Here is a 24,965-nt window from a genome sequence, read left to right on the forward strand (position 1 = left end):
GTGCGAATATACCTGTTCGCAACTTCGCAGAACCGGGTGTGAACTTCTCAGAACTTGGCTTTTTCCGTCCCTCGACCACGTCCCGGACCCCGTGTGACCGTGGGTGACACGCCGGCCGGGCGACGCGCTCGCACCGCCGGACGGCACGACGGCCGGTGCCGGCGTCACGACATCCGAGGAGACGAGATCATGCAGAACGCCGTGGAGCGGTTGCGTACCGAGTGGGAGACCGACCCCCGCTGGCAGGGGGTGCGCCGCAGCTACCGCGCCGAGGACGTGGTCCGCCTGCGGGGGACCGTGCAGGAGGAGCACACGCTGGCCCGCCGCGGGGCGGAGCGGCTGTGGCGGCTGCTGCACACCGAGGACTACGTCCACGCCCTGGGCGCGCTCACCGGCAACCAGGCCGTGCAGATGGTCCGGGCCGGACTCAAGGCCATCTACCTCTCCGGCTGGCAGGTGGCCGCCGACGCCAACCTCGCCGGGCACACCTACCCCGACCAGAGCCTCTACCCCGCCAACTCGGTGCCCGCCGTGGTGCGCCGGATCAACAACGCGCTGCTGCGCGCCGGCCAGATCACCACCGCCGAGGGCGACGACGGCGGTGTCGACTGGCTCGCGCCGATCGTCGCCGACGCCGAGGCCGGCTTCGGCGGCCCGCTCAACGCCTACGAGCTGATGACCGCCATGATCGGGGCCGGCGCCGCCGGGGTGCACTGGGAGGACCAGCTCGCCGCCGAGAAGAAGTGCGGCCACCTGGGCGGCAAGGTGCTCGTCCCGACCGGCCAGCACGTGCGCACCCTGGAGGCGGCGCGGCTCGCCGCCGACGTGGCCGGGGTGCCGTCGGTGGTGATCGCCCGCACCGACGCGCAGGCCGCCACGCTGCTCACCACCGACGTCGACGAGCGGGACCGGCCGTTCGTCACCGGCGAGCGCACCGCCGAGGGGTTCTACCGGGTGCGCAACGGCATCGAGCCGTGCATCGCCCGGGGCCTGGCCTACGCCCCGCACGCCGACCTGCTGTGGATGGAGACCTCCACCCCCGACCTGGAGGTGGCCCGCCGCTTCGCCGAGGCGATCAAGGCCGAGTACCCGGACCAGCTCCTCGCCTACAACTGCTCGCCGTCGTTCAACTGGCGCAAGCACCTCGACGACTCGACCATCGCGAAGTTCCAGCGCGAACTCGGCCACCTGGGCTACCGGTTCCAGTTCATCACCCTGGCCGGCTTCCACGCCCTCAACTACTCGATGTTCGACCTGGCCCGCGGCTACGCCACCGACGGGATGTCCGCCTACGTGGCGTTGCAGGAGCGGGAGTTCGCCGCCGAGCCGGCCGGCTACACCGCCGTCAAGCACCAGCGTGAGGTCGGCACCGGCTACTTCGACCTGATCAGCACCGTGCTCAACCCGGCCGCCGAGACCACCGCCCTGCGCGGCTCCACCGAAGAGGAGCAGTTCGCATGAGGTACGAAATCATCGGCCCGCTGGCCGACCGGTTCGACGAGGTCCTCACCCCCGCGGCGCTGGAGTTCCTGGTCGCGCTGGACAGCGAGTTCGCCGCCCGCCGGGTGGCCCTGCTGGACACCAGGCGGGCCCGCCGGGACCGCTACGCCACCGGCCAGTTCCCCGACTTCCTGCCGGAGACCGCCGCGATCCGGGCCGACCCCGACTGGCGGGTGGCCCCGCCCGCACCGGGACTCACCGACCGGCGGGTCGAGATCACCGGGCCGACCGACCGGAAGATGACAGTCAACGCGCTCAACTCCGGGGCCCGGGTGTGGCTCGCCGACTTCGAGGACGCCACCGCACCGACCTGGCACAACGTCATCTCCGGTCAGCTCAACCTGATCGACGCCCTGGACCGGCGCATCGACTTCACCGACCCGCGCGGCAAGCGGTACGCCCTCGGCGCGCAGCTCGCCACGATCGTGGTCCGGCCGCGCGGCTGGCACCTGGTGGAGAAGGGCATCGTGGTGGACGGCCGGCCCGTCTCGGCCAGCCTGGTCGACTTCGGGCTCTACCTGTTCCACTGCGCGCAGCGGCAACTCGACGCGGGCGCCGGGCCGTACTTCTACCTGCCGAAGCTGGAGGGCCACCGGGAGGCCCGGCTGTGGAACGACATCTTCGTCTTCGCCCAGCAGCGCCTCGGCCTGCCCCGGGGCACCATCCGGGCGACCACGCTGATCGAGACGATCACCGCCGCCTTCGAGATGGAGGAGATCCTCTACGAGCTACGGGAACACTCGGCGGGGCTGAACGCCGGCCGGTGGGACTACATCTTCAGCGTGATCAAGAACTTCGGACAGTGGGCCGACTTCGTCCTGCCCGACCGGTCCGAGGTCACCATGACGGTGCCGTTCATGCGCGCGTACACCGAACTGCTGGTGGCGACCTGCCACCGGCGCGGGGCGCACGCCATCGGCGGGATGGCCGCGTTCATCCCGAGCCGGGACCCGCAGGTCAACGAGGTGGCCCTCGACCGGGTCCGGGCCGACAAGCGGCGTGAGGCCGGCGACGGGTTCGACGGCTCCTGGGTGGCCCACCCCGCCCTGGTCGACACCTGCCGGCAGGAGTTCGACGCGGTGCTCGGCGACCGCCCGCACCAGCTCGACCGGCTGCGCGACGACGTCGCCGTCACCGCCGCCGACCTGCTCGCCGTCGACAAGACCCCCGGCCGGGTCACCGCCGCCGGGGTGCGGGCCAACCTCGCCGTCGCGGTGCGCTACGTCGACGCGTGGCTCGGCGGCACCGGCGCGGTGGCGCTGGGCAACCTGATGGAGGACGCGGCCACCGCCGAGATCGCCCGCTGCCAGATCTGGCAGTGGCTGCACCACGGCACCCCGCTGGCCGACGGCGGCTGCGTGACCGAGGACCTGGTCCGGTCGATCCTCGCGGAGGAGTTGGCCACCCTCGCCGCCGGGCGCGACGGCGAGGACCGGGAACGGGCCGACCGGGCGGCGCGGATCGTCGAGGACACCGCCCTCGGCGAGGACCTGCCCGCGTTCTTCACCACCGGCGCGTACGCCCGGCACCTCGGCCCGGCCCGGCGGCCCGTGCCGGTGGGCTGACCCGGCACCGCGCGGCCGGGAGGAGGAGTCCACGCCCCCTCCCGGCCGGCGGCGGGCCGGAACCCGGTGGGGCAGCAGGCGGTGCCGCCAACATGGGATCGTGGGCGGGTATCCATCCCGGTCACGATCCCAGGGGGTTGGCGGATGAATCCGGTCGGGGCCGACGCGGTGACCGGGGGCGCGGACGGCTGGCCCGACGGCACCTTCACCAACCCGGTGCTGGCCGGCTTCCACCCCGACCCGAGCGTCTGCCGGGTCGGCGACGACTACTACCTGGCCTGCTCCAGCTTCGAGTACTTCCCCGGAGTGCCGCTGTTCCACAGCCGCGACCTGGTGCACTGGGCGCAGATCGGCAACGTGCTCGACCGGCCCGGCCAGCTCACCCTGCCGGTCGACATGCCGTCGTCGGCCGGGGTGTACGCGCCGACGCTGCGCCACCACGACGGCCGGTTCTGGCTGATCGTCACGAACTGCGCCGACGGCGGCGGCACCCTGGTCTGCACCGCCACCGACCCGGCCGGCCCCTGGTCGGACCCGGTCCGGGTGCCCGGGGTGGACGGCATCGACCCCGACCTCGCCTGGGACGCCGACGGCACCTGCTGGTGCACGTACGCCGGGATCGCCCAGGTGCGCCTCGACCCGGAGACCGGACGCACCGTCGGCCCGGTCCGGCGGCTGTGGTCCGGTGCCCCGGGCGCGCAGGCCCCGGAGGCACCGCACCTGTACCGGATCGGCGACCACTGGTACCTGCTGATCGCCGAGGGCGGCACCGAACGCGGGCACGCCGTCTCGATCGCCCGCGCGACCAGGCCCGACGGCCCGTACGAGCCGGGTCCGGCCAACCCGATCCTCACCCACCGGGGCACCCACCGGCCGATCCAGAACACCGGCCACGCCGACCTGGTGCAGGGGCCCGACGGTTCGTGGTGGCTGATGCTGCTCGGGGTCCGCCCCGGCGGCGGCACCCCCGGCTGGCACGTGCTCGGGCGGGAGACGTTCCTCGCCCCGGTGACCTGGGTCGACGGTTGGCCGGTGGTCGGGGACCTCGCGCCGGTGATGCCCGCCCCGCCGTGGGCCGCGCACCCCGTGCCGCCGCCGCCCGTACGCGACGACTTCGACGCCGACCGGCTGCACCCCCGCTGGGTCTCGGTGCGGTCCCGGCCGGCGGAGGTCTGGTCGTTGGCCGAACGACCCGGTTGGCTCACGTTGCGGGCCCGGGGCGCGTCCCCGGACGCGCCGGACGTCACGTTCGTCGGCCGCCGCCAGCAGCACCCGTCGTGCCGGGTCCGGACCGTGGTCGACCCGGGCGACGGGCACGGCGGCCTGGTGGTGCGCCTCGACGAGCGGCACCACTACGACATCGAGGCCGGCGGCGGCGAGGTGCGGGTCGTCGCCCGGATCGGGTCGGTGCGGTCGACGCTGGCCACCCGGCCGGTCGGGGCCGGCCCGGTCCGCCTGGGGATCGAGGTGGTCGCCCCGGCCCCCGGCGACTGGCACCCCGCCAAGGAACCCGACCTGCTCCGGCTCGGTGTCGACCGCCCGGACGGGACCTTCGACGTGCTGGCCGAACTCGACGGCCGGTACCTGTCGACGGAGGTCGCCGGCGGCTTCACCGGCCGGGTCGTCGGCATGTACGCCGCCCGGGGTGCCGTCGCCTTCGACTGGTTCGACTACGAGCCGCGCTAGCCGCCCACGCCGGGCGTGCACCGGTGCCGGGCCGACCGGGTTATCCTGGTCCCGTCGACCAGGACAGGGAGCAGATCGTGGCAGGTGACGACGACATCTCCGGGTGAACACCCGGCTGCGGTGACCGACGGCGGATGACCGCCCCGTCGCGTCGCCCCCGTCGTCCTGCCCTGTTCACCCCGGGCAGCGCCCGCGCGCCCGGACCACCTGTCTCCGAGGTTCACCATGTCCGACAGTCACGTCGTCTGCTCCGACCTGTCCTTCTCCTGGCCGGACGACACCCCGGTCTTCGAGAACCTGTCCTTCTCCCTTCCCGGTGGCCGCACCGGCCTGGTCGCGGCGAACGGCGCCGGCAAGTCCACCCTGCTGCGGCTCGTCGCCGGCGAGTTGCGTCCCACCGGGGGCAGCGTCACCGTCGAGGGGGTGCTGGGCTACCTGCCGCAGCACCTGCCCTTCGCGATGCGGCAGACCGTCGCCGAGGTGCTCGGGGTCGACCGCGTCGTCGCCGCGCTGCACGCCATCGAGGCCGGTGACGCCGCCGAGGAGCACTTCACCGCCGTCGGCGACGACTGGGACGTCGAGGAGCGCACCCGCGTCGCCCTCGACCGCCTCGGCCTGACCGGGGTGACGCTGGACCGCCGGCTCGGCACCCTCAGCGGTGGTGAGGTGGTCTCCCTCGGCCTCGCCGCCGAGCTGCTCAGACGCCCCGACGTGCTGCTGCTCGACGAGCCAACCAACAACCTCGACCGACCGGCGCGGGAACGCCTGCTCACCGTGCTGCGGTCCTGGCCGGGCGCGCTGCTCGTGGTCAGCCACGACCGGGCGCTGCTGGACGAGATGGACCGTATCGCCGCCCTCGACCACGGCGGGATCCGCTGGTACGGCGGCAACTTCACCCACTACGAGCAGACGGTGCGGGCCGAGCGGGAGGTCGCCGAGCGGCAGCTGCGCCAGGCCGAGCAGGACGTGAAGCGGCAGAAGCGGGAACTCCAGCAGGCCCGCGAGCGGGCGGCCCGCCGGGCCTCGACCGCCGCCCGGAACCTGTCCGACGCGGGGCTGCCCCGGATCGTCGCCGGCAACCTCAAGCGGGACGCGCAGGTGTCGGCGGGCCGGGCCGACGACGTGCACACCGCCCGGGTCGCCGACGCCTAGGCCCGGCTGGACCAGGCGAGCGGGGCGGCCCGCCGCGACGACCAGCTCGTCCTGGACCTGCCGGACACCACGGTGCCCGCCGGTCGAACCGTCTTCGCCGGCCAGGGCCTACGGGCCGGCTACGCGGGCCGGCCGGTGTTCGTCGGCGACGGGGTCGACCTGACCATCCGGGGCCCCGAGCGGATCGCCCTGACCGGGCCCAACGGTGCGGGCAAGTCGACGCTGCTGCGGCTGGTCGGTGGCCGGCAGGAGCCGGACGCGGGCACCGTCGCGCGGGCACCGGGGCGGGTGGCGTACCTGTCGCAGCGCCTCGATCTGCTCGATCCGACCCGGACGGTCGCGGAGAACCTGGCCGGGTTCGCGCCGTCGCGTACCGAGGCGGAGCGGATGAACCTGCTGGCCCGGTTCCTGTTCCGGGGTGCCCGCGTCCACCTGCCGGCCGGGGTGCTCTCCGGCGGTGAGCTGCTGCGCGCCACCCTGGCCTGCCTGCTGTTCGCCGAGCCGGCACCGCACCTGCTGCTGCTCGACGAGCCGACCAACAACCTGGACCTGGTCAGCGTGGCGCAGTTGGAGAGCGCGCTGCTGGCGTACCGGGGGGCGTTCGTGGTGGTCAGTCACGACGACCGGTTCCTGGCCGGGATCGCCGTGGACCGTTGGCTCCGGCTGGCCGAGGGCCGGCTCACCGAGACCGGACCCTGATCCGGCCCGGCGGCCCGCCGCAGGGGCCGTCGCGACGGGGCAGAGGTAGACGTTCGTCCATGGTAGAAAGGGGACGCACGCTGCTGCTACGGGGAGGTAACCGTGCGTCACTTTGTCATGCGAACAGTTCACCGTCGTCCGGCCCGGTGGTCGTTGGTCGTTCCGGTGGTGGCCGCCTGCGCGGCGGCGACCCTGGCCGGCCCGCCGGCCGCCCAGGCCGGGCCGGGCTGTCCGGCGGGAGCGATCATGAACGTGGTCGCCCACCAGGACGACGACCTGCTCTTCCTCAGCCCGGACCTGCTGCACGACGTGCAGGCCAACCGCTGCGTCCGCACGGTGTTCGTCACGGCGGGCGACGCCGGCCGGGACGGCACCTACTGGGGCGGCCGGGAGACCGGGGCGCGGGCGGCGTACGCCCAGATGGCCGGGGTCGCCGACACCTGGACCCAGGCGGACGCCGGGATCAGCGGGCACCCGATCCCGGTCTTCACGCTCACCGGCAAGCCCACCGTGTCGCTGGCCTTCCTGCGGCTGCCGGACGGCTACCCCGGCGGCACCGGGCACCCGAACACCGGCTCGCAGAGCCTGCAGAAGCTCTGGCTCAACGACATCCCGTCGATGACGTCGCTGGGTGCCGGCGCGTCCAGCTACAGCCGGGCCGGCCTGATCAGCACCCTGGCCGGGCTGATGGCCGCCTACCAGCCGACCGCCGTCAACACCCAGGACCACGCGGGCGGGTTCGGCGACGGTGACCACAGCGACCACCACGGCGCGGCCTACTTCGCCCAGGCCGCCGAGCAGGCGTACGTCGGTTCGCCCACGTTCACCGGCTACCACGACTACAAGATCAAGAACTATCCGGCGAACCTGGGATCGGCCGACGTCGCCGCCAAGTCCGCGGCCTTCTTCGCCTACGGCCAGTACGACGACGGGGCCTGCACCAGCCTGCCCACCTGCGCCGGCTACGACTACCCGGCCTTCCTCCAGCGGCAGTACAGGGTCCTCGGCCCGAACCTGGCCCGGACGGCCACCGTCACCGCGACCAGCCAGGACATCGGCAGCGGGCAGACGGCGGCCAAGGCCGTCGACGGGGTGGTCGCCGGCTGGCCCGACGACCCGACCCGGGAGTGGGCCACCGTCTACGGCGGCGTCGGCACCCAGCTCACCCTGAGCTGGCCGGGCCCGCGTACCGTCCGCCGGGTCGTCCTCTACGACCGGCCCAACCCCAACGACCAGATCACCGGCGGCACCCTGCTGTTCAGCGACGGCACCTCCACGGCCGTCGGCGCCCTGGACAACGGCGGCGGCCCGACGGAGATCGTCCTCCCGGCGGCGAAGACGGTGACCAGCGTCAAGCTCACCGTCACCGGGGTCGGCGGCGGCACCGTCAACGTCGGCCTCGCCGAGGTCGAGGTGTTCGGCAACGCCGGCCCCTGACGGACGGCCAGGCCCGGTCCGGTGGTCGCCCCACCGGACCGGGCCCCGGCCGGGCCGGTCAGAAGTCGTCGTCGAAGCTGACGCTGCCGCTGACCCCCACCTGGTAGGCCGACACCCGACGCTCGAAGAAGTTCGACAGCTCCTGCACGTCCTGCAGGTCCATGAACGCGAACGGGTTCTGCGCGCCGTAGCGCGGCGCGATGCCGAGCTGGGCGAGCCGCCGGTCGGCGACGTGCTCCAGGTAGGCCCGCATGTCCTTAAGCGACAGCCCCGACACGCCCTGGTCGAGCAGGTCCTCGGCGAACTGCACCTCGCACTCGACGGCCTCGGCGAGCATCTCGGTCACCTGACGTTCCAGGTCGGCGTCGAACAGGTCCGGCTCCTCGCGCCGGGCGGTCTCCACCACGTCGAAGGCGAACGCCATGTGCATCGACTCGTCGCGGAACACCCAGTTGGTGCCCGACGCCAACCCGTTGAGCAGGCCCCGCGAGCGCAGGAAGTAGACGTAGGCGAACGCCCCGTAGAAGAACAGCCCCTCGATGCAGGCGGCGAAGCAGATCAGGTTGAGCAGGAACGCCCGCCGGTCGGCGCGGGTACGCAGCTCCCGCAGCCCGAACACCGAGTCGATCCAGCGGAAGCAGAACTCGGCCTTACGCCGGATCGACGGGATGTTCTCGATGGCGGCGAACGCGGCGAACCGCTCCTGCTCGTCGGGGACGTACGTGTCGAGCAGGTTCAGGTAGAACTGCACGTGCACGGCTTCCTCGAACAGCTGCCGGGACAGGTAGAGCCGGCCCTCCGGGGAGTTGACGTGCTGGTAGAGGTTGAGCACCAGGTTGTTGGCGACGATCGTGTCACCGGTGGCGAAGAACGCCACCAGCCGGGACACCAGGTGCCGTTCGGCAGGCGACAGCCGTTCCAGGTCGGCCAGGTCGGAGTGCAGGTCGACCTCCTCCACCGTCCAGGTGTTGCGGATGGCGTCCCGGAACCGGTCGAAGAAGTGCGGGTAGCGCATCGGCCGCAGGGTGAGGTCCATGCCGGGGTCGAGCAGCAGTTGCCGCCCGGCGGTACGGGGTTCGTCGACGGTGGTCACTGGCACGCCTCGCAGCTCTCGGGGTTCTCCAGGGAACAGGCCAGCGCCTCGGCGTCGGCCGCGACGACCGGGGCGACGGTGACGGTGGCCTGCTGGATCCGGGTCGCCGGACGCGACCGCAGGTAGTAGGTGGTCTTCAGCCCGGACTTCCAGGCGTACAGGTACATCGAGGACAGCTTGCCGATGGTCGGCGCGCTGAGGAACAGGTTCAACGACTGCGACTGGTCGATGTAGGGTGCCCGCGCGGCGGCCAGGTCGATCAGCGCCCGCTGCGGCAGCTCCCACGCGGTACGGAACAGCTCCCGCACCTCGGCGGGCAGCTCGACGATGCCCTGCACCGAGCCCTCGGCCCGCTTGATCCGGTCGCGGATCTCCGGCGTCCACAGCCCGCGTGCCTTCAGCTCCCGCACCAGGTACGTGTTGACCTGGAGGAACTCCCCGGACATCGTCTCGCGTTTGAACAGGTTGGACACCTGCGGCTCGATGCACTCGTAGCAGCCGGCGATCGACGCGATCGTGGCGGTCGGGGCGATCGCCACCAGCAGCGAGTTGCGCAGGCCGTGCGCCGCGATCCGGTCGCGCAGCGCCGCCCACCGCGCCGTCTGGGTGGGTTCGACCCCCCACAGGTCCGGGTGCAGGTCACCCCGGGCCGCCCGGGTCTGCGGGTACGCCGGGTGGACGCCGAACCGTTCGGCCAGGCCGGTCGACGTCTCCAGGGCGGTCAGGAAGATCTCCTCCTGGACCCGGGTGGACAACTCCCGGGCCCCGGCCGAGTCGAACGGCAGCCGCAGCGCGAACAACGCGTCCTGAAGCCCCATCAGCCCCAGCCCGACCGGCCGCCAGCGCGGGTTCGACGCCGCCGCCTGCTCGGCCGGGTAGTAGTTGATGTCGATCACCCGGTCCAGGAACACCACCGCCGTGCGGACCGTGGCGCGCAGCCTGTCCCAGTCGACACCGTCGTCGGTGAGGTGAGCGCCGAGGTTGACCGAGCCGAGGTTGCACACCGCCGTCTCCGTGTCGCTGTTCACCTCCAGGATCTCCGTGCACAGGTTGGACAGGTGGATCGTGTTGCCCGGCACACCGGTCTGGTTGGACAGCCGGTTCGACCGGTCCTTGAACGTCATCCACCCGTTGCCGGTCTGCGCCAGGGTGCGCATCATCCGCCCGTACAGGTCCCGGGCCTTCACCGTGCGGACCGCCTTCTTCTCGGCGACCCGGTACGCCGCGTCGAACTCCTCGCCGAACAGGTCGGGCAGCTCCGGGGCGTCCGACGGGTCGATCAGCGACCAGTCGCCGTCGGCCTCGACCCGGCGCATGAACTCGTCGGGGATCCAGTTGGCCAGGTTGAGGTTGTGGGTCCGCCGGGCCTCCTCACCGGTGTTGTCCCGCAGCTCCAGGAACTCCTCGACGTCCGGGTGCCAGGGTTCCAGGTAGACGCAGGCCGCCCCCTTGCGCCGGCCGCCCTGGTTGACCGCCGCCACCCCGGCGTCGAGGGTCTTCAGGAACGGCACGATCCCGTTGGACCGGCCGTTGGTGCCCCGGATCAGCGCGCCCCGGCCGCGCACCCGCGTGAAGGAGATGCCGATGCCACCGGAGAACTTCGACAGCTTCGCCACCTGGTGGTAGCGCTCGTAGATCGAGTCCAGTTCGTCGCGCGGCGAGTCGACCAGGAAACACGACGACATCTGGGTGTGCCGGGTGCCCGAGTTGAACAACGTCGGGGAACTCGGCAGGTAGGCAAGCGACGACATCAGCCGGTAGAACCCGACCGCCTCGTCGGGCGTGGTGGACAGCCCGCAGGCCACCCGCAGCAGCCAGTACTGCGGGGTCTCCACCACCAGCCGCGACCGCGGGTGCCGCAGCAGGTAACGGTCGGCCACCGTACGCAGCCCGAAGTACTCGAACCGCAGGTCACCGGCCGGGTCGACGGCGTCGTCGAGCTGCCGGGCGTGCCGGGCCACGAACGCGGCGGTGTCGTCGGCGATCAGGCCGAGGCCGTGGGCGTACCGGATGGACTCGCTGAACGAGGCGACCTCCTGCCCGCGTACCTCCTTGGCCACGTACGCGGCCAGCAGCCGGGCGGCCAGCCGGGAGTACTGCGGTTCCGTGCCGATCAGCTCCGCCGCCGTCTGGATCGACAGCTTGTCCAGCTCGGCCGTGGTCGCCCCGTCGTAGAGACCGCTGATCGTCCTGGTGGCCACCCGCAGCGGGTCGACCTCGTCCAGGTCGGTGGCCCACCGGGCGACGGCCGTGACGATCCGGTTGACGTCCACCGGTTCGGTGTCGCCGTCGCGCTTGCGGACCCGCATCGCGGGCCGGCGTGGCTGCGCGCCGTCGACGTCGGACGGTGGGCTCTGCGCTGTGCTCGTCATGACCTCTCCTCGCTGTCACCGATGGCCATCGGGACGCGGGAGGACGCCGACGGGCGCGGCACGGCGGCCGGCCCGGGTGCTGGCGTCGGTCGTCCCGCGCGACCTCCGACCGCCGCACGCAGCAGCGCACGGCGCACTGGCAGGTCTTCGGACTCGCGGGCGTGACCGGGGTCGGTCGCCTACTGGCCGTCGCTTCCCAGACCTCGCGGTCCAGTGCTCGATGACGGCGGTCGTTCCCACTTACCGCTGCGGGGCAGTCCCGGATTCCCACCGGGTTCCCTGTTGCCTCGACCGGACCACCGGGCCCGGCCGAACCAGCTGCGTGGCACACCATATATGGCGTAGGTGGGGGAGAGGCAACACTAGATGTCGCGTCGGTGTGTCGGATAACTCTCATCCGACCGGCCGGTCGCCCGCAGTGACGCCAGCAGTCGCAGCGCGTCGGCGTCGGCGCTGCCCGGCTCGGCGGTGAAGACCAGCATGACCGGGCCGGGGTTGCCGGGCAGCGGGTAGGTGTCCCAGTCCAGGACGATGTCGCCGACCTCGGGTACCTGGAAGGTCTTGGTGCCGCTGACCGACCCGCGCACGTCGTGCCGGGACCACAGCCGCCGGAACTCGGCGCTGCGGATGCTCAGCTCACCGACGACGGCGGTGGCCCGGGGGTGGGTGGGGTCCGTGGCGACGGCGGCGCGCATCATGCCGATGTAGTCCATGGCCTGCTGCTCCCAGGACGCGCAGCGCCGCAGTGGGGCCGCCGCCTCGTCGAACATCAGCAGCAGCATGTTGAGCCGGTCCGGCGGGAGGTCCGCCGGATCGCCGAGCAGCGCCACCGCCCACCCGTTCCAGGCGAGCAGGTCCAGGTGGCGGCCGAGCACCACCGCCGGGGTGTCCATCACCCGCAGCAGCCGCCTGGTGCTCTCCGGCACCAGTTCCGGCCCGTGGTCGACCCGGGCGGGCACCGGCCGGCGGGCGGCGCGGGCCAGGGTGAACAGGTGCCGGCGTTCCTCGTCGTCGAGGCCGAGCGCGGCGGCGAGCCCGTCCAGCACGGCGTCGGACGGGCGAACCTCCCGACCCTGCTCCATCCGCTGGTAGTAGTCGGTGCTCAACCCGGCCAGCAGCGCCAGCTCCTCGCGGCGCAGCCCGGTGACCCGGCGACGCCCGCCCGGCTCCAGGCCGACGTCGCGGGGGTGCAGCCGGCCGCGCCGGGCGCGCAGGAAGTCACCGAGTTCGCGGGCGTACGGATGGGTCATGTCGCCAGTGTGGCGCGGCCCGGACCGGCGCGGGTAGGTCTGCGGGACCTAGGCAGCCGGGTACGACCGGTCCCGCCCGGCCGGCCCCTAGCGTCGGCGGTCCCACCCGATCGTCAGGGAGCAGCAGATGACCTGGACCGCCGACCACATCCCCGACCAGCACGGCCGCACCGCCGTCGTGACCGGCGCGAACTCCGGCCTCGGCCTGGTCACCGCCACCGCACTGGCCCGCCGGGGCGCGCGGGTCGTGCTCGCCGTGCGCGACACCGCCGCCGGCCGGCGGGCCGCCCGGCACATCGGCGGCGACGTCGAGGTACGCGAGCTGGACCTCGCCTCCCTCGCCTCGGTACGGGAGTTCGCGGCGGCCCTGTCCGCCGACCGTCCGGTGCTCGACCTGCTGGTCAACAACGCCGGCACGGTGTTGCTCGGGCCGCGTCGGACCAGCGTGGACGGCCACGAGCTGCACCTCGCCACCAACCTGCTGGGCCACTTCGCCCTGACCGGCCTGCTGCTGGGCAACCTGGCCGCGGCCCGGGCGGCCCGGGTGGTCAGCCTCAGCTCCATCACCCACCGCAACGCCCACCTGGACTTCGCCGACCTGATGGTGGAGCGCGGCTACCGGGGCAGTACCGCGTACGGCCGGTCCAAGCTCGCCACCACCGTCTTCGGCATCGAACTGGACCGCCGGCTGCGCGCCACCGGATCGCCGGTGCTCAGCGTGCTGGCCCATCCCGGCGTCACCCGCACCAACCTGACCCCCCGGGCCTGGTCCCACCAGGGCCGGCGCGGCCGGGTGATCGCCCGGCTCGGCCTGCTGGCCACCCAACCGGTCGAGCAGGGTGCGCTGCCCCAACTGCGCGCCGCCACCGACCCGCAGGTCCACGGCGGTCAGTTCTTCGGCCCGGCCCGGTTCTTCCAGACCCGGGGGCCGGTCACCGAGGTGCGGGCCAGCCGGGAGGCCACCGACCCGGCCGTCGGCCGGCGGCTGTGGACGGCGGCCGAGGAACTGACCGGCGTCCGCTGTCTCTGACGCAGGGCCGCACTAGCATGGCTGCGGTCGGTGACGGCGGTGGAGACGAGGCGACATGGGATGGCTCGGGCGGGTGCTGGGCGGCGGGGGCCGGCAGGTCCAGGACGATCCGGTCCGGCAGGCGGCGCTGTCCGCCGAGGTACGGCAGCGCTTCGGCGCCCACCTGGCCGTCCGACCTGCCGAGCAGGTGGCGGCGATGGTCGGCCTGCTCGACGACGGCGACGGCCTGGCGGTGGCGGCCTCGATCGTCGGTGAGTTCGCCGACGCCGCCCACGCGGACCTGCTGGCTCAGACGACGGAGCTGTACCGGCGTACCGGCCAGCGGTTCCCGGTGGACCGGCGCAACTACCGGCCACTGTGGCGTGAGGCCGGCGGACGGTTGCACTGGCCGCTGTTCGCGCTGCCGGGCGGCCTGCACCCGTACGTGCACGTCGCCGCCGCCACCGCCGTCGTCGGCACCCGGGCGGCGCAGTTCGTCCGGGCGACCGACCCCCATCCGCTGCTCGCCCGCCTGTTCGAGGTGCTCGACCTCACCACCTGCGGTTGGGAGTACGGCCGGGTACGGGTGGACCACGACGGGGCGTCGCTGGTCGGTCGGCTGATCTCGACCACCCGGGACGTCCGGGCGGCGATGAAGGAACCCCCGTCGCTGCCGCCGTCGGTGCGGGAACTCATGCGTACCAACCGGACGGTGGACGTCTTCGACCTCACCGGCGACCGGGTGGTCGGCACGATCAACGTGGGCGGCGAGCTGCGGCCGGCCCTGCTCACCTGAGGTCGCCCGGGGTGGACACCGACGGCGTCCACCCCGGGCGGTCAGCGGTCGCCCGCCCGGCCCGTCGGATCACGGGCCGGGCCGGCGACCGGTCAGGCGACGCGGTGCGGGGCGAGCCCGTTGGCGCAGTCGGCGATGGTGACGCTCTGCGAGAAGCGCAGCGCGTCCCGCCGGGCCCACCCGTTGATCCCGGTGCTGGTGTTGCGGACGAAGAACCAGAGGTCACCGGTGAGCGTCGCGCAGTGCACGTCGATGTTCTGGTTCGGGTACCCCTGGCCCTTAGGCTGGCAGTCCTGGTGCGGGTAGGCGCGGATGAAGGTTCCGTCGCCCCAGGAGATCCCACCCCCGCTGTACAGGTCCGGGTGCTGACCGTGGCCGTCGCAGTGGGCGCTGGCCGGGCTGGCGGGTATCAGGGCCAGCACCGAGCCGCTGACCGCGAGCGTCAGGGCGGAGGCGATGGAGAGGAGTCGAGATCGCATGGAAGTCCCCTGTCGATAGGTGACGATCACTGTCCACAGAGGATTGCACGGGTCGGGTGCGCCCGCACGGCGAACGGTCCGCACCCGGGCGACGCCGACCCGACCCGACGGCCCCTCGTCAGGCCGACCCGGCGGCCCCTCGTCAGGCGAAGAGCAGGTCCAACTGGTGGTCGAGGGCGGCGGTCGCCTGCGCCGGGGTGTACTGCCCGCCGAGCAGGTACACCCCCAGCCCCTCCACCAGCGCCAGCAGCCCCGCCGCGGCGTCCGACGCTGCCTCCGCCCGGCCGGCTGGCGGTGCCGGTGGCCGCGGCAGCAGCCCGGCGATGAACTCCACCAGTCGCGCGGTGTCCGGCCGCAGGCCGGGAGCCGCCGCCGGGTGCAGGGCGGTCCAGGACAGGAACGCCAACGCCACCCGCCCGTCCTCGCGTGCCGCGTCGTCAAGCGGCAGCAACGCCGCAAGCAGGGTGCGCAGCAGCAGCCGGGGCTGCGGGTCCGCCCCGAGCGCCGCGACCGCCGCCTCGACCCGGGCCTGGCCCCGGTCACGGACGACGGACAGCGCGAAGGCCATCATCTCGTCCTTGGTGGTGAAGTAGTGCTGCACCATGCCGGCGGACACCCCCGCCTCGGCGGCCACGTGCCGCAGGCTCACCGCCTCCAGACCCCGGTCGGCGGCGACCCGCATGAGCGCGTCCGCGATCAGCGTGCGGCGCTGACGGGGATCGACCTTCCTGGGCATCGGGGCCTACCGCGCCGTCGTCACGGTGCCGGCCGCACCGTCCACGGTGATCACCTGACCGGTGACGATCCGCGACGTGGCGTCCGGCACGCTGATCACGGCCGGAATCCCGTACTCGCGGGCCACCGTGGGACCGTGCGCCATGATCGCGCCGGTCTCGGTGACCAGCGCCCCGGCGGTCAGGAACAGCGGCGTCCAGCCCGGGTCGGTGGTGGCGGTCACGAGGATCTCCCCGGGTTCGAGGTGCGCGGTGGCCGGGTCGGTGACCACCCGGGCCGGGCCGGTCACCCTACCCGTCGCCGCTCCCACGCCCCGCAGCAGTCCCGCCCCGTCGGCGGGGGCCGGCAGGGTGCTCTCCACGTCGGTCCCGTCGGACAACAGCGCCACCGGCACCACCCGACGGCGCAACTCGCGCCGGTGCGTCGCCCGGCGTCGCGCGACCAGCCCGGTCAGGTCGGCACCGTCGAGGGCCGCCTCGACCTCGTCGAGGGTGAGGAACATGACGTCGTCCGCCGTCGGGAACAGCGTCGCCCCGATGAGCAGCAACTGCTCGCGTACGGCCCGGAGCCGGTACAGCCCGGCGAACTTGCCGGACTCCCGCAGCCCCGCCAGCCGGCGTGCCCGCCGCAGCAGGAACACCGCGATCCGGCCCCGGACCGGGCGACGTCGCCGCACCCGGGCGGCCAACCCGTCGAGCGCGGCCTCGGCGGCCACGGTGGCCTCGGCGAACCGTCGGTCGGGTGCCTGCGCGGGGTCGGCCAGCCGCAGGTAGTTGGCGACGGCCGCGAAGACCGGGGTGGGGTCCTCGGCCCAGCGCGGCACACCGACGTCGGCCTCGGCCGCCGCCCGGTGGCCGTAGCGGGACAGGAAGGTGGACAGGCCGATCTCGGGGAGCGTGCCCCGCAGGTACCGGGCCGCCAGTTCCGCCGGTGGCGTGTCGAGGAGCAGGTCGCGGTGCGGGCGGGCGGCGCTGGCCAGCGCCCACAGCGCGAGGTCCATCTCGATGGTCACGTTGTGCGGGACACCGCGCAGCACGGCGTGGACGTCGTCCTCGGTAGCGACCCCCGTGAGCAGGTGGGCGGGCAGGGCCGAGGCGAGCATCCCGGCCACGATCGGCCAGGTGATGTCGTCGGCGGCACCGCCGTCGCCGTGGTCGCGGACGAACCGCAGCCGCTCGTGGGCCGTCCGCAGCGGCGGCGGCGTCGCCGACTCGGCCCGTAGCCGGTCGACGGCAGCGACCAGCCGACGCCGTGCCGCGTCCGGTCGCGCCAGCGCCCGCAGGATGCCCCGCAGGGCCCGCAGCGCCGTGCCCACCGAGGCGTCCGCCGGGCGGCGGCGGGAGTCGTCGCCGGACGGCGCGAACCGGGGGTCCCGCAGGACGTGCTCCATCACCGCCTGGGCGCGCGGGCCGAAGTCGACGGCCATCAGCCGGACGAGCCGCCGGCGGCTGGCGGGCCGGCGGACCAGGTCGGTCAGGTCGCCGTAGAGCCGCCCGCCGATGTCGACGATCTCCACCCGCATCCCGAGCGAGGCGACCATGGCGGCGATCATCCTGCGCAGCGTGGCCATGCCCATCGGGGTGACCGGGCGCAGCATCCCCTGCACGTTGCCGAACTCGACGTACACCCGCAGGTCGTCGGTCTGCGGCGGCGCCGGGAACAGCGTGCTGACCGGCCGCGACTGGAGCAGCCACAGCGTCCCGTCGTGGTCGGTCGCCCACTCGACGTCCTGCGGCACGCCGAAGTGCGCCTGCACCCGCCGGCCGGCGGCCCACAGCTCGTCCCGCCACCCGGGGTCCGGCCGCTCCCCGTCACTGCCGGCCTGATCGGCCAGCACGACGCGCGTGACCCCGGCGCTACCGTCGACGACCGCCGTGCCCGGCCCGACCTCGACGAGCATCTCGGTGCGGTTGCCGGTGACCGGGTTCGCCGTGTGGAGCACGCCGGCCCGGACCGGGGCGACCATCCGCTGCACCACCACCGCCATGCGCACGTCGGCGGGGTCGGTGCCGTGTGCCTGGCGGTAGGCCGCCGCCCGGCTGCCGTGCAGCGACCTCCAGCAGGTGCCGATCGCGACCAGCAGGTCCGCCTCGCCCTCGACGTCCAGCACCGTGTCGTGCTGGCCCGCGAAGCTGGCGTCCGGCAGGTCCTCGTCCGTGGCGCTCGACCGCACCGCCACCGGCCCGCCGCCCAGCCGCGCGTACGCCGCCCGGACCTCGTCCTGCGGGACCACCCCGGCCCGGTACGCCTCGGTGGTCACGCAGAAACCCTCGGGCACCCGCTCGCCCGCGCGGATCAGCTCGCCGAGACCGGCCGCCTTGCCGCCGACCAGCGACACCAGCCCGGCATGTGCCTCCGCCAGGGGGATCACCGACACCTGCGCCTCCCGTTTGCAATACGACTGCATTGCAAAGAAGGTACGCGGGTTACAGTGCAACTGCAATGTAAAAAACCGGGCCGCACCGGAACCGGCCGTAGCCGGGCGGGACGGACGGCGGCGACGGGGTTCAGCCCCGGGCCGGGACGACGATCGGCAGCCGGACGGTGAAGGTGCTGCCCCGCCCGAGGACACTCTCGACGCCGATCGTGCCGCCGTGCGCCTCGGCGAGCTTGCGGGCGATCGACAGTCCGAGCCCGCTGCCGCCGGTGCTGCGGGTGCGGGAGTCGTCGGCCCGCCAGAACCGGTCGAAGATCTTCGCCTGGTCGGCGGGGGCGATGCCGGTGCCGGTGTCGGACACGGCGATGGCGAGCTGGTCGTCGCGCACCTCCAGACGGACGACCACCGAACCACCCGCCGGGGTGTGCCGTACCGCGTTGGCGACGATGTTGCCGACGATCTGGCGCAGCCGGGCACCGTCGACCGCCATCTCCAGGTCGACCCCCACCGAGGTGCCCAACCGGACCCCGGCCGCCTCGGCGGCGCCCCGGTGCGCCTCGACGACCTGCTCCAGCAGGTCGGCCACGAAGTACGGCTCACGGTGGATACGCAGGTCACCGGCGTCGGCGGCGGCCAGGTCACGCAGGTCGTCGATGATGTGCTGCAACAGCAGCGCCTCGTCGAGCAGCAGGGTGAGCAGCTGCGTGTCGAGCTGCGCCAGGCCGTCCTGCGCGGCCTCCAGCCAGCTGCGCATGTTGGTCAACGGCGTGCGCAGCTCGTGCGCCACGTCGCTGACCATGCTCCGGCGCAGCGCCTCGGTCTGCTCCCGCCGGGCGGCGAGATCGTTGAGCGCGGTGGCCAGCATGCCGATCTCGTCGCGGGTGGTCACCGGCACCCGGGCCGGTTCGTCCATCGGCTGCCGGGTCGCGTCGGTGAGCGCCCGCAGCGGCCGGACCAGCCGCCGCCCGACCAGCACGGTGATCAGCACGGTGGCCACCAGCACCGCCCCGGTCACCTGGGCGATGCGCACCACGTTGGCCCGGGACAGGTTGAACACCGGCTCGGCGCCGCCCTGTGCCTCGTCGGTGACGAACAGCAGCGCCGGTGGCGCCACGTACGCCCGGAGCTGGGTCGTCCGGGCCTGTTGCAGGCAGCCGTCGATCTGCCGGTCGAAGCGGGCGTCGCGGCTCGGTACCGCGGTCCGGTCGGCGCGGATCTCGACCCGGGTCGGTGCGCCCAGCTCCCGCAGGCAGTTCTTGGTCAGGGTCTCCAACTGGGCGATCCCGGCGGCCTCGCTCGGCATCGGGCGGGTCAGCTCGTCGGGCAGGCAGAACCCGACGATGCCCCGGTCCTTCGGGTCGCTCACCTGCACCGAGGCGCGGCCGGCCGGATCCACCACGACCCGCGCGTCCGCCCGGGACTCGGCGCGCACGCAGCCGAGCTGCCGCTCGGCCATCTCCCGGGTGGTGTTGCTCTCCCGCTTGGTCAGCCGGTACGGCCCGACGGCGCGCGGATCGACCCGTTCGGTCCCGCCGGTCAGGCCCAGGTCGACCTGCAACGGATCGACGGTCGCCGACGGACGGGCGGTCTGCAACGACGGGCCGTCCGGCGCGGAGTCGGCGATCACCTGCCGGTCCGGGGTCATCAGGGTGATCCGCCGTTCGAGCCGGTCGGCCCGCTCGGCGAGCACCGCGTCGACCCCCGTCCAGTCCCGGTGGGTCGCCGCGTGGTCCAGCAGGGTGTCGTAGATGCTCTTGTCGTCGGCGAGCGAGCGGCCCTGCTCCTGGCGGATCGCCCGGGTGGTCGACTGCACGGCCAGCCAGGTCGTCGCCAGGATCGCGCAGACCGCGACCAGCAGCGAGGTGGCCAGCAGCCGCACCACCAGGCTGCGGTGCAGGGGGACCCGCTGCTGCCGGGTCACGACGCGCCGGCGCTGAGCTTGTAGCCGACGCCGTAGACGGTCAGCAACTGCTGTGGACGGCGCGGGTTCGCCTCGATCTTGCGGCGCAGGTTCATCACGTGGACGTCGATGGTGCGTCCGGTCGACTCCCGGTCGACGCCCCTGGTGTGTTCGAGCAGTTGCACCCGGCTGAACACCCGGCCGGGTTGCCGGATCATCGCGGCGAGGATGGCGAACTCGCCTGCGGTGCAGTCCACCGCGGTGTCCCCGGCGGTGACCAGGCGTCGGGACTCGTCAACGGTGAGCCGCCCGAGCCGGTGCACCGGCGACTCCTGGGGCGTCGTGCGCACCCGCCGCAGCAGGGTGCGCACCCGGGCCACCAGCTCACGCGGGCTGTACGGCTTGGTCATGTAGTCGTCGGCGCCCAGGTCCAGCCCGCGCAGCAGGTCGTCCTCGGCGGACCGCGCGGTCAGCATCAGCACCGGCACGTCCGACTCCTGCCGCAGGATCCGGCAGACCTGCATGCCGTCCAGTTTCGGCAGCATCACGTCGAGCAGGAGAAGATCGAACGCCTGCTCCCGGGCCTGGCGCAGCGCCGTCTCGCCGTCGGCCACGACCGTCGCCCGGTGGCCCGCTGCGGTGAGGTAGCGGCGCAACGCCTCGGCCTGCCGCGGATCGTCCTCCGCGAGCATCACGTGTGCGCACATGCTGGGGAATATAGAGCAGGTCAGGGGGGTCGCGGATCGGGCGGAAGGCGGTGACACCGGGCACCTCGGGGTCCGTGCGCAGTTCGGTGGGCGGGTGACGGGGAGATCCGACGATCGTGAGAAAAAGGTCATGCCCGGTCCTGACCGGTTCCTGACAAACCGGTGTCACGATCGCCGCGCGGACGACCGTCGGCGGCGTCGCCCGGAGTGGGCGACGCCGCCGGGTGGCGCGGTCACTTCCGCTTCGCGGCGACCTCGCGTTCGCACGCCGGGGAGTACTTCAACCCCTTGGAGATCGACTCGGGGTCGTTGTTCTTGCCACCGAAGGCCCAGCCCGTGCCGTCGGCGCCCACCTCGACGTACCGGACGCCCTTGTCCCTGAGGCACTTCACGACGTCCCGGGCGAAGTCCTTGGCCTCCGGGTTGGCCGGGTCGAACTCCCACGGCGGCAGTGGCATCAGGTGCTCACAGGCCTTGGCCGCCCCGCTGGTCCCGTCCGCGCCGGTGCCGTCGCTGCGCCGCTTGGTGATGTCGACGCCGTGTTCGGTCAGGCACTTCATGTACGGTTTGAGGCGTTCCTTCTTGTCCTCCGGGGTGTCGTCGAGGCGTTCCCGTGGCCGCTCGGCCTGCGCCGGCGTCGCCGACACGGTGGGGGTGGGCGCGCCGGTCTGGAGGGTGGCCACCTCCGCCCCGCCGGTGCTGCCGGCGGCGGGTGGGGCCTCCTCGGCGGTCGAGCACCCGCCGACCAGCAGTACGCCGCTGCACAGCACAGCCATCAGTTGCTTCCTCATCGTCCCGCCTCCGGTCAGCTCTGCGGCGATCTCGCCGGGGCCCAGCATCACCGTCGACTGTCAGGAAGCTGTTTGCCGCGACGGGCCCGCCCGGTGTCGTACCGGTGGGGGAGACTGGCGGGCATGGCTGAACAGGACGATCCGAAAGCGGCACTGCGGCACTACCTCCAGGCCACCCGCGACGATCTGGTGTGGAAGCTGGAAGGGCTCGACGAACGCGAGGCCCGGCTGCCCCGCACCGCCACCGGCAACAACCTGCTGGGTCTGCTCAAGCACTGCCTGAACGTCGAGGCCGGCTACTTCGGCCCCACCTTCGGCCGGGAGTTCCCCAGCCCCGGCGAACTGGTCCCCGAGCACGTGTACGACGAGGACCCGCAGGCGGACTGGTACGCGCGGGCGGACGAGACGAAGGACGGCCTGATCGACCTGTACCGCCGGGTGGGGGAGTTCGCCGACCAGACCATCGCCGAGTTGCCGCTCGACGCGCCTGGGCGGGTGCCGTGGTGGCGGCCGGGGCACCAGGACGTGACCCTGCACCAGATCATCATCCACGTGACCTGCGATCTCGCCCGGCACGCCGGCCACGCCGACATCCTGCGCGAGCAGCACGACGCGACGGTCGGCTGGCGACGGGAGAACCGTCAGGTCATCGACGACCAGCAGTGGCCGGCGTACGTCGCCAAGCTGACCGCGCTCGCCGACCGGTTCGCCTGACCCGCCGACCGGCCCACCCGGGGAGGGAGGCGGTGCCGTCCCATCCGCCGGTCATCCCGTCGTGGCGAGCGTCGCCGGCCGGGCCGCCGCGACCGGGCCGGGCCGCCGCCTGCGGATCAGCCACTCGGCGACGAGCAGGTTGAGCGTCCAGGCCGCACCCATGAGCAACGCCCGCGACAGCTCGGTCGTCGGTCCCACCACCAGCGCCCAGGTCGACAGCAGCACGCCCTGGGTTCCCGCGCCCTGGGCGATCGCGTAGCCCCGCATCATCCAGGCCCGGTGCTGGGGCAGCCGTCGCCGTCGGACGGCCACGAACCCGCCGGCGACGGCGACGAACATGCCGGCGGCGAACAGGTAGCGCAGCACCATGAGCAGCGGGCCGTCGCCCGGTGGCAGCGGATAGGTGGCGTTCATCCACCACCCGGTCGCGGCCACCACCAGTCCACAGACGACCAGCGCCCGGCCCGCCCGGCGGTGCCAGGCCCGGTGCCGGTGCCGGAACCCCGGGGCGAACTGGAACGCCCCCAGCAGGCTGAACGTGACGGCGGCGGCGATGTGCAGCAGCACCGGCACCGGCGCGGCGAAGAAGCGTTCGTTGGCGGGGGTCACCTCCGCCCCACCGGAGAGGGCGGCCACCCGCAGCGCGCCGCCGAGGGTGGGCAGCGCGCTGAGCGCGATGAGCCCGGTCAGGAGGGGCCAGTCCCGTCGTGACGTCGTCATGACCCGAGCATGGCGGCCTGACCCGGCCGGCTCATCGGTCCACGGGCCGTTGTCGTGCCGGCCGATGGTCGGGGTGGTCGACCGTACTTTCGGCAGCCGTCCACCATGGAGGGAAACGGCGGGGGCCGGCCTCAGCCACCGCGCAGCCGGTCGGTCTCGTACGCCCACATCGCCACCTCGACCCGGTTCCGGGCCCCCAGCTTCGCCATCAGGCTGGCGACGTGCGTCTTGACCGTGCTCAGCGTGATGTGCAGCTCGGCGGAGATCTCGGTGTTGGTGCGTCCCCGGGCCACCGCGCCCAACACCTGCTCCTCCCGGTCGGTGAGCCGGTCGACCGGCTGGCGGGGCGGGGCGGCCGGGCCGGCGTCCGCGAACGCCCGGAGCAGCCGGGTGGTGACCTGCGGCGCGATCAGCGCGTCTCCGGCGGCCGCCGCGTGGACGGCCTGGGTGAGCAGGGCCGGGCCGCAGTCCTTGAGCAGGAAGCCCCGGGCCCCGGCGCGCAACGCGGCGTAGACGTACTCGTCCAGGTCGAACGTCGTGATGACCACCACCGCCATCGGGTCCGCGACCCCCGGGCCGGCCAGCAGCCGGGTCGCCTCGATCCCGTCCAGGCCGGGCATCCGGATGTCGAACAGGCACACGTCGGGGCGCAGCCGCCGGGCCAGCTCGACCGCCCGCTGCCCGGTGGCCGCCTCGCCGACCACCTCGACGTCGGGCTGGGCGGCGAGGATCATCGCCAGCCCGGTCCGCACGATCTCCTGGTCGTCGGCCACGAGCACCCGTACCCGGGTCCCGCCGTTCATGCCACGGCCCGGGGCAGCGCGGCGGTGACCGTCCATCCGTGGTCCTCCTCGGGGCCGGCGTCGACCGAGCCGCCGAGCAGGTGGGCCCGTTCCCGCATCCCGACCAGCCCGAAGCCGTCACGTCCGGGTGCCGGCGGGCCGACGCCGTCGTCGCTGACCCGCAGCCGCACCGTGTTCTCGTCGGCCACCACCCGGACCGTGATCCGGGTCGCGTCCCGGGCGTGCCGGCGGGCGTTGGTGACCGACTCCCGGGCCAGCCGGCAGATCGTGGCCGCCACCGGGGCCGGTAGGCCGTCCAGGTCGCCGACCAGGTCCACCTCGACGGCCGGCCCGTCGCCGGTCCGGTCCGCCAACTGCCGCAGGTCGGCGATGCGGAGGCTCGGCTCCCGGTCGGCCGGTTCGTCGCGGCGCAGGGCCCGCACGAGGGTGCGCATCTCGGTCAGAGCCTGGCTCGCCTCCGTCTCGATCAGCCGTAACGCGTCGGCGGCGGCTGCGGGTCGGGTCTCCAGCAGGGCGAGCCCGGCCTGGGCCCGGACGGCTATCGCGGACACGTGGTGGGCGACCGTGTCGTGCAGGTCGCGGGCCAGCCGCTCCCGCTCACGCAGCGTCACCTGCTCGACCTCCCGTCGTCTGGCCCGTTCCCGCCAGCGCAGCGCGGCCCCGACCGCGAGGGCCGCCGCGACCACCCCCGCCCCGCCCAGGGCATCGTCCGGGTCGAGGTGACCGACCACGGTCGACCAGGTGATCTTCGCAGCGACGAGGGCCGCGCCGAACCCGGCCTCCCGCCCCGACCCCCAGCGGGTCAGCGCGGCCACCGCCAGCAGCAGGTAGGCAAGCGTGTGCAGGCCGAGGTCGCTACCGACGACGACCTCGCCCACGGCGCAGACCGGGAAGGCGACGAGCGTCACGAGCAGCGGCCGGCTCCGCCGCCACAGCAGGACCGGGGTGAGACCGACGCCGATCAGGACCGGCACGGCCGCCGGCTGCGGCAGGCTGCCCCACCGGGCGAGCCCCTCCACCAGCGCCGCCGCCGCGAGCAGGGCGACCAGCGTCGCGTCGCGCCACCCGTGCGGTGCCGGGCGCGTCGGGCGGGGCTCACGCCACCAGGACCGCAGCAGCTCGCGCACGGGGAAATCGTACGGGCGGCGGGAATCCGTCCGGTGCCCCGGAGGCGCGGGTG

The 24,965-nt window shown here is 73.5% G+C and carries 19 protein-coding genes, 1 pseudogene and 1 riboswitch; of the genes and pseudogenes, 8 read left to right on the top strand and 12 right to left on the bottom strand.

Annotated elements, in window-relative coordinates:
• Nucleotides 1–189 precede the first annotated feature (189 nt).
• The 5 genes and pseudogenes from aceA (at nt 190) to B5D80_RS14030 (ending at nt 8,039) form a co-directional block, all read left to right on the top strand.
• Complete coding sequence (aceA, locus tag B5D80_RS14010) at nt 190–1,461, top strand: isocitrate lyase (protein WP_088644301.1); 1,272 nt, start codon at nt 190–192, stop codon at nt 1,459–1,461.
• Entirely contained in the window at nt 1,458–3,065 is a 1,608-nt protein-coding gene (gene aceB / locus B5D80_RS14015; RefSeq protein WP_088644302.1) for a malate synthase A, read from the top strand. The genes aceA and aceB overlap by 4 nt, the downstream gene beginning before the upstream one ends.
• A gap of 144 nt (nt 3,066–3,209) precedes the next feature.
• Complete coding sequence (locus B5D80_RS14020) at nt 3,210–4,751, top strand: glycoside hydrolase family 43 protein (RefSeq protein WP_088644303.1); 1,542 nt, start codon at nt 3,210–3,212, stop codon at nt 4,749–4,751.
• A gap of 225 nt (nt 4,752–4,976) precedes the next feature.
• Nucleotides 4,977–6,602, top strand: a pseudogene (locus B5D80_RS14025) (ABC-F family ATP-binding cassette domain-containing protein).
• 117 nt (nt 6,603–6,719) lie between these two features.
• On the top strand, nt 6,720–8,039 hold the full coding sequence (locus B5D80_RS14030) for a PIG-L family deacetylase (protein ID WP_088644304.1): 1,320 nt from the start codon (nt 6,720–6,722) through the stop codon (nt 8,037–8,039).
• A gap of 58 nt (nt 8,040–8,097) precedes the next feature.
• Here B5D80_RS14030 and B5D80_RS14035 read toward each other — a convergent pair whose 3' ends face one another.
• The 3 genes from B5D80_RS14035 to B5D80_RS14045 form a co-directional block, all read right to left on the bottom strand.
• Nucleotides 8,098–9,075 (bottom strand): ribonucleotide-diphosphate reductase subunit beta, encoded by a 978-nt coding sequence (locus B5D80_RS14035; RefSeq protein ID WP_245854569.1) that lies wholly within the window; start codon nt 9,073–9,075, stop codon nt 8,098–8,100.
• A gap of 53 nt (nt 9,076–9,128) precedes the next feature.
• Complete coding sequence (locus B5D80_RS14040) at nt 9,129–11,504, bottom strand: ribonucleoside-diphosphate reductase subunit alpha (protein ID WP_088644306.1); 2,376 nt, start codon at nt 11,502–11,504, stop codon at nt 9,129–9,131.
• A 121-nt stretch (nt 11,505–11,625) separates the two neighbouring features.
• Nucleotides 11,626–11,839, bottom strand: a riboswitch (cobalamin riboswitch).
• Between the two features lie 27 nt (nt 11,840–11,866).
• Nucleotides 11,867–12,754: a helix-turn-helix transcriptional regulator gene (locus B5D80_RS14045; RefSeq protein ID WP_088644307.1), complete on the bottom strand. Its 888-nt coding sequence runs from the start codon at nt 12,752–12,754 to the stop codon at nt 11,867–11,869.
• Nucleotides 12,755–12,881: 127 nt separating this feature from the next.
• Here B5D80_RS14045 and B5D80_RS14050 point away from each other — a divergent pair, with 127 nt between their 5' ends.
• Nucleotides 12,882–13,784: an oxidoreductase gene (locus B5D80_RS14050; protein ID WP_088644308.1), complete on the top strand. Its 903-nt coding sequence runs from the start codon at nt 12,882–12,884 to the stop codon at nt 13,782–13,784.
• 55 nt (nt 13,785–13,839) lie between these two features.
• On the top strand, nt 13,840–14,559 hold the full coding sequence (locus B5D80_RS14055) for a hypothetical protein (protein WP_088644309.1): 720 nt from the start codon (nt 13,840–13,842) through the stop codon (nt 14,557–14,559).
• 92 nt (nt 14,560–14,651) lie between these two features.
• Here B5D80_RS14055 and B5D80_RS14060 read toward each other — a convergent pair whose 3' ends face one another.
• The 6 genes from B5D80_RS14060 to B5D80_RS14085 form a co-directional block, all read right to left on the bottom strand.
• Nucleotides 14,652–15,038 (bottom strand): hypothetical protein, encoded by a 387-nt coding sequence (locus tag B5D80_RS14060; RefSeq protein ID WP_088644310.1) that lies wholly within the window; start codon nt 15,036–15,038, stop codon nt 14,652–14,654.
• A 142-nt stretch (nt 15,039–15,180) separates the two neighbouring features.
• Complete coding sequence (locus tag B5D80_RS14065) at nt 15,181–15,774, bottom strand: TetR/AcrR family transcriptional regulator (RefSeq protein WP_088644311.1); 594 nt, start codon at nt 15,772–15,774, stop codon at nt 15,181–15,183.
• A 6-nt stretch (nt 15,775–15,780) separates the two neighbouring features.
• Nucleotides 15,781–18,180 (bottom strand): PEP/pyruvate-binding domain-containing protein, encoded by a 2,400-nt coding sequence (locus B5D80_RS14070; RefSeq protein ID WP_245854565.1) that lies wholly within the window; start codon nt 18,178–18,180, stop codon nt 15,781–15,783.
• A gap of 100 nt (nt 18,181–18,280) precedes the next feature.
• Nucleotides 18,281–20,071 (bottom strand): sensor histidine kinase, encoded by a 1,791-nt coding sequence (locus B5D80_RS14075; RefSeq protein WP_211291488.1) that lies wholly within the window; start codon nt 20,069–20,071, stop codon nt 18,281–18,283.
• A complete protein-coding gene (locus B5D80_RS14080; RefSeq protein WP_211291489.1) occupies nt 20,068–20,757 on the bottom strand; it encodes a response regulator transcription factor in 690 nt (229 codons plus the stop codon). Before B5D80_RS14080 ends, B5D80_RS14075 begins: the two co-directional genes overlap by 4 nt.
• Nucleotides 20,758–20,990: 233 nt before the next feature.
• Entirely contained in the window at nt 20,991–21,548 is a 558-nt protein-coding gene (locus tag B5D80_RS14085; RefSeq protein ID WP_144081663.1) for a hypothetical protein, read from the bottom strand.
• Between the two features lie 123 nt (nt 21,549–21,671).
• On the opposite strand from B5D80_RS14085, the gene B5D80_RS14090 reads away from it, so the two are divergent.
• Entirely contained in the window at nt 21,672–22,262 is a 591-nt protein-coding gene (locus B5D80_RS14090) for a DinB family protein (RefSeq protein ID WP_088644315.1), read from the top strand.
• Nucleotides 22,263–22,313: 51 nt separating this feature from the next.
• Here the strand turns inward: B5D80_RS14090 and B5D80_RS14095 are convergent, their stop codons facing one another.
• The 3 genes from B5D80_RS14095 to B5D80_RS14105 all read right to left on the bottom strand — a co-directional run bounded on the left by B5D80_RS14095 (nt 22,314) and on the right by B5D80_RS14105 (nt 24,912).
• The gene (locus B5D80_RS14095) at nt 22,314–22,982 is read right to left on the bottom strand and encodes a DUF2306 domain-containing protein (protein ID WP_088644316.1); all 669 of its coding nucleotides are present in this window, start codon (nt 22,980–22,982) and stop codon (nt 22,314–22,316) included.
• 131 nt (nt 22,983–23,113) lie between these two features.
• Complete coding sequence (locus B5D80_RS14100) at nt 23,114–23,785, bottom strand: response regulator (protein WP_088644359.1); 672 nt, start codon at nt 23,783–23,785, stop codon at nt 23,114–23,116.
• Complete coding sequence (locus B5D80_RS14105) at nt 23,782–24,912, bottom strand: sensor histidine kinase (RefSeq protein WP_088644317.1); 1,131 nt, start codon at nt 24,910–24,912, stop codon at nt 23,782–23,784. The genes B5D80_RS14100 and B5D80_RS14105 overlap by 4 nt, the downstream gene beginning before the upstream one ends.
• Nucleotides 24,913–24,965: the final 53 nt, after the last annotated feature.

The sequence above is a fragment of the Micromonospora wenchangensis genome (genome assembly GCF_002210435.1).
Taxonomy (GTDB): Bacteria; Actinomycetota; Actinomycetes; order Mycobacteriales; family Micromonosporaceae; genus Micromonospora; species Micromonospora wenchangensis.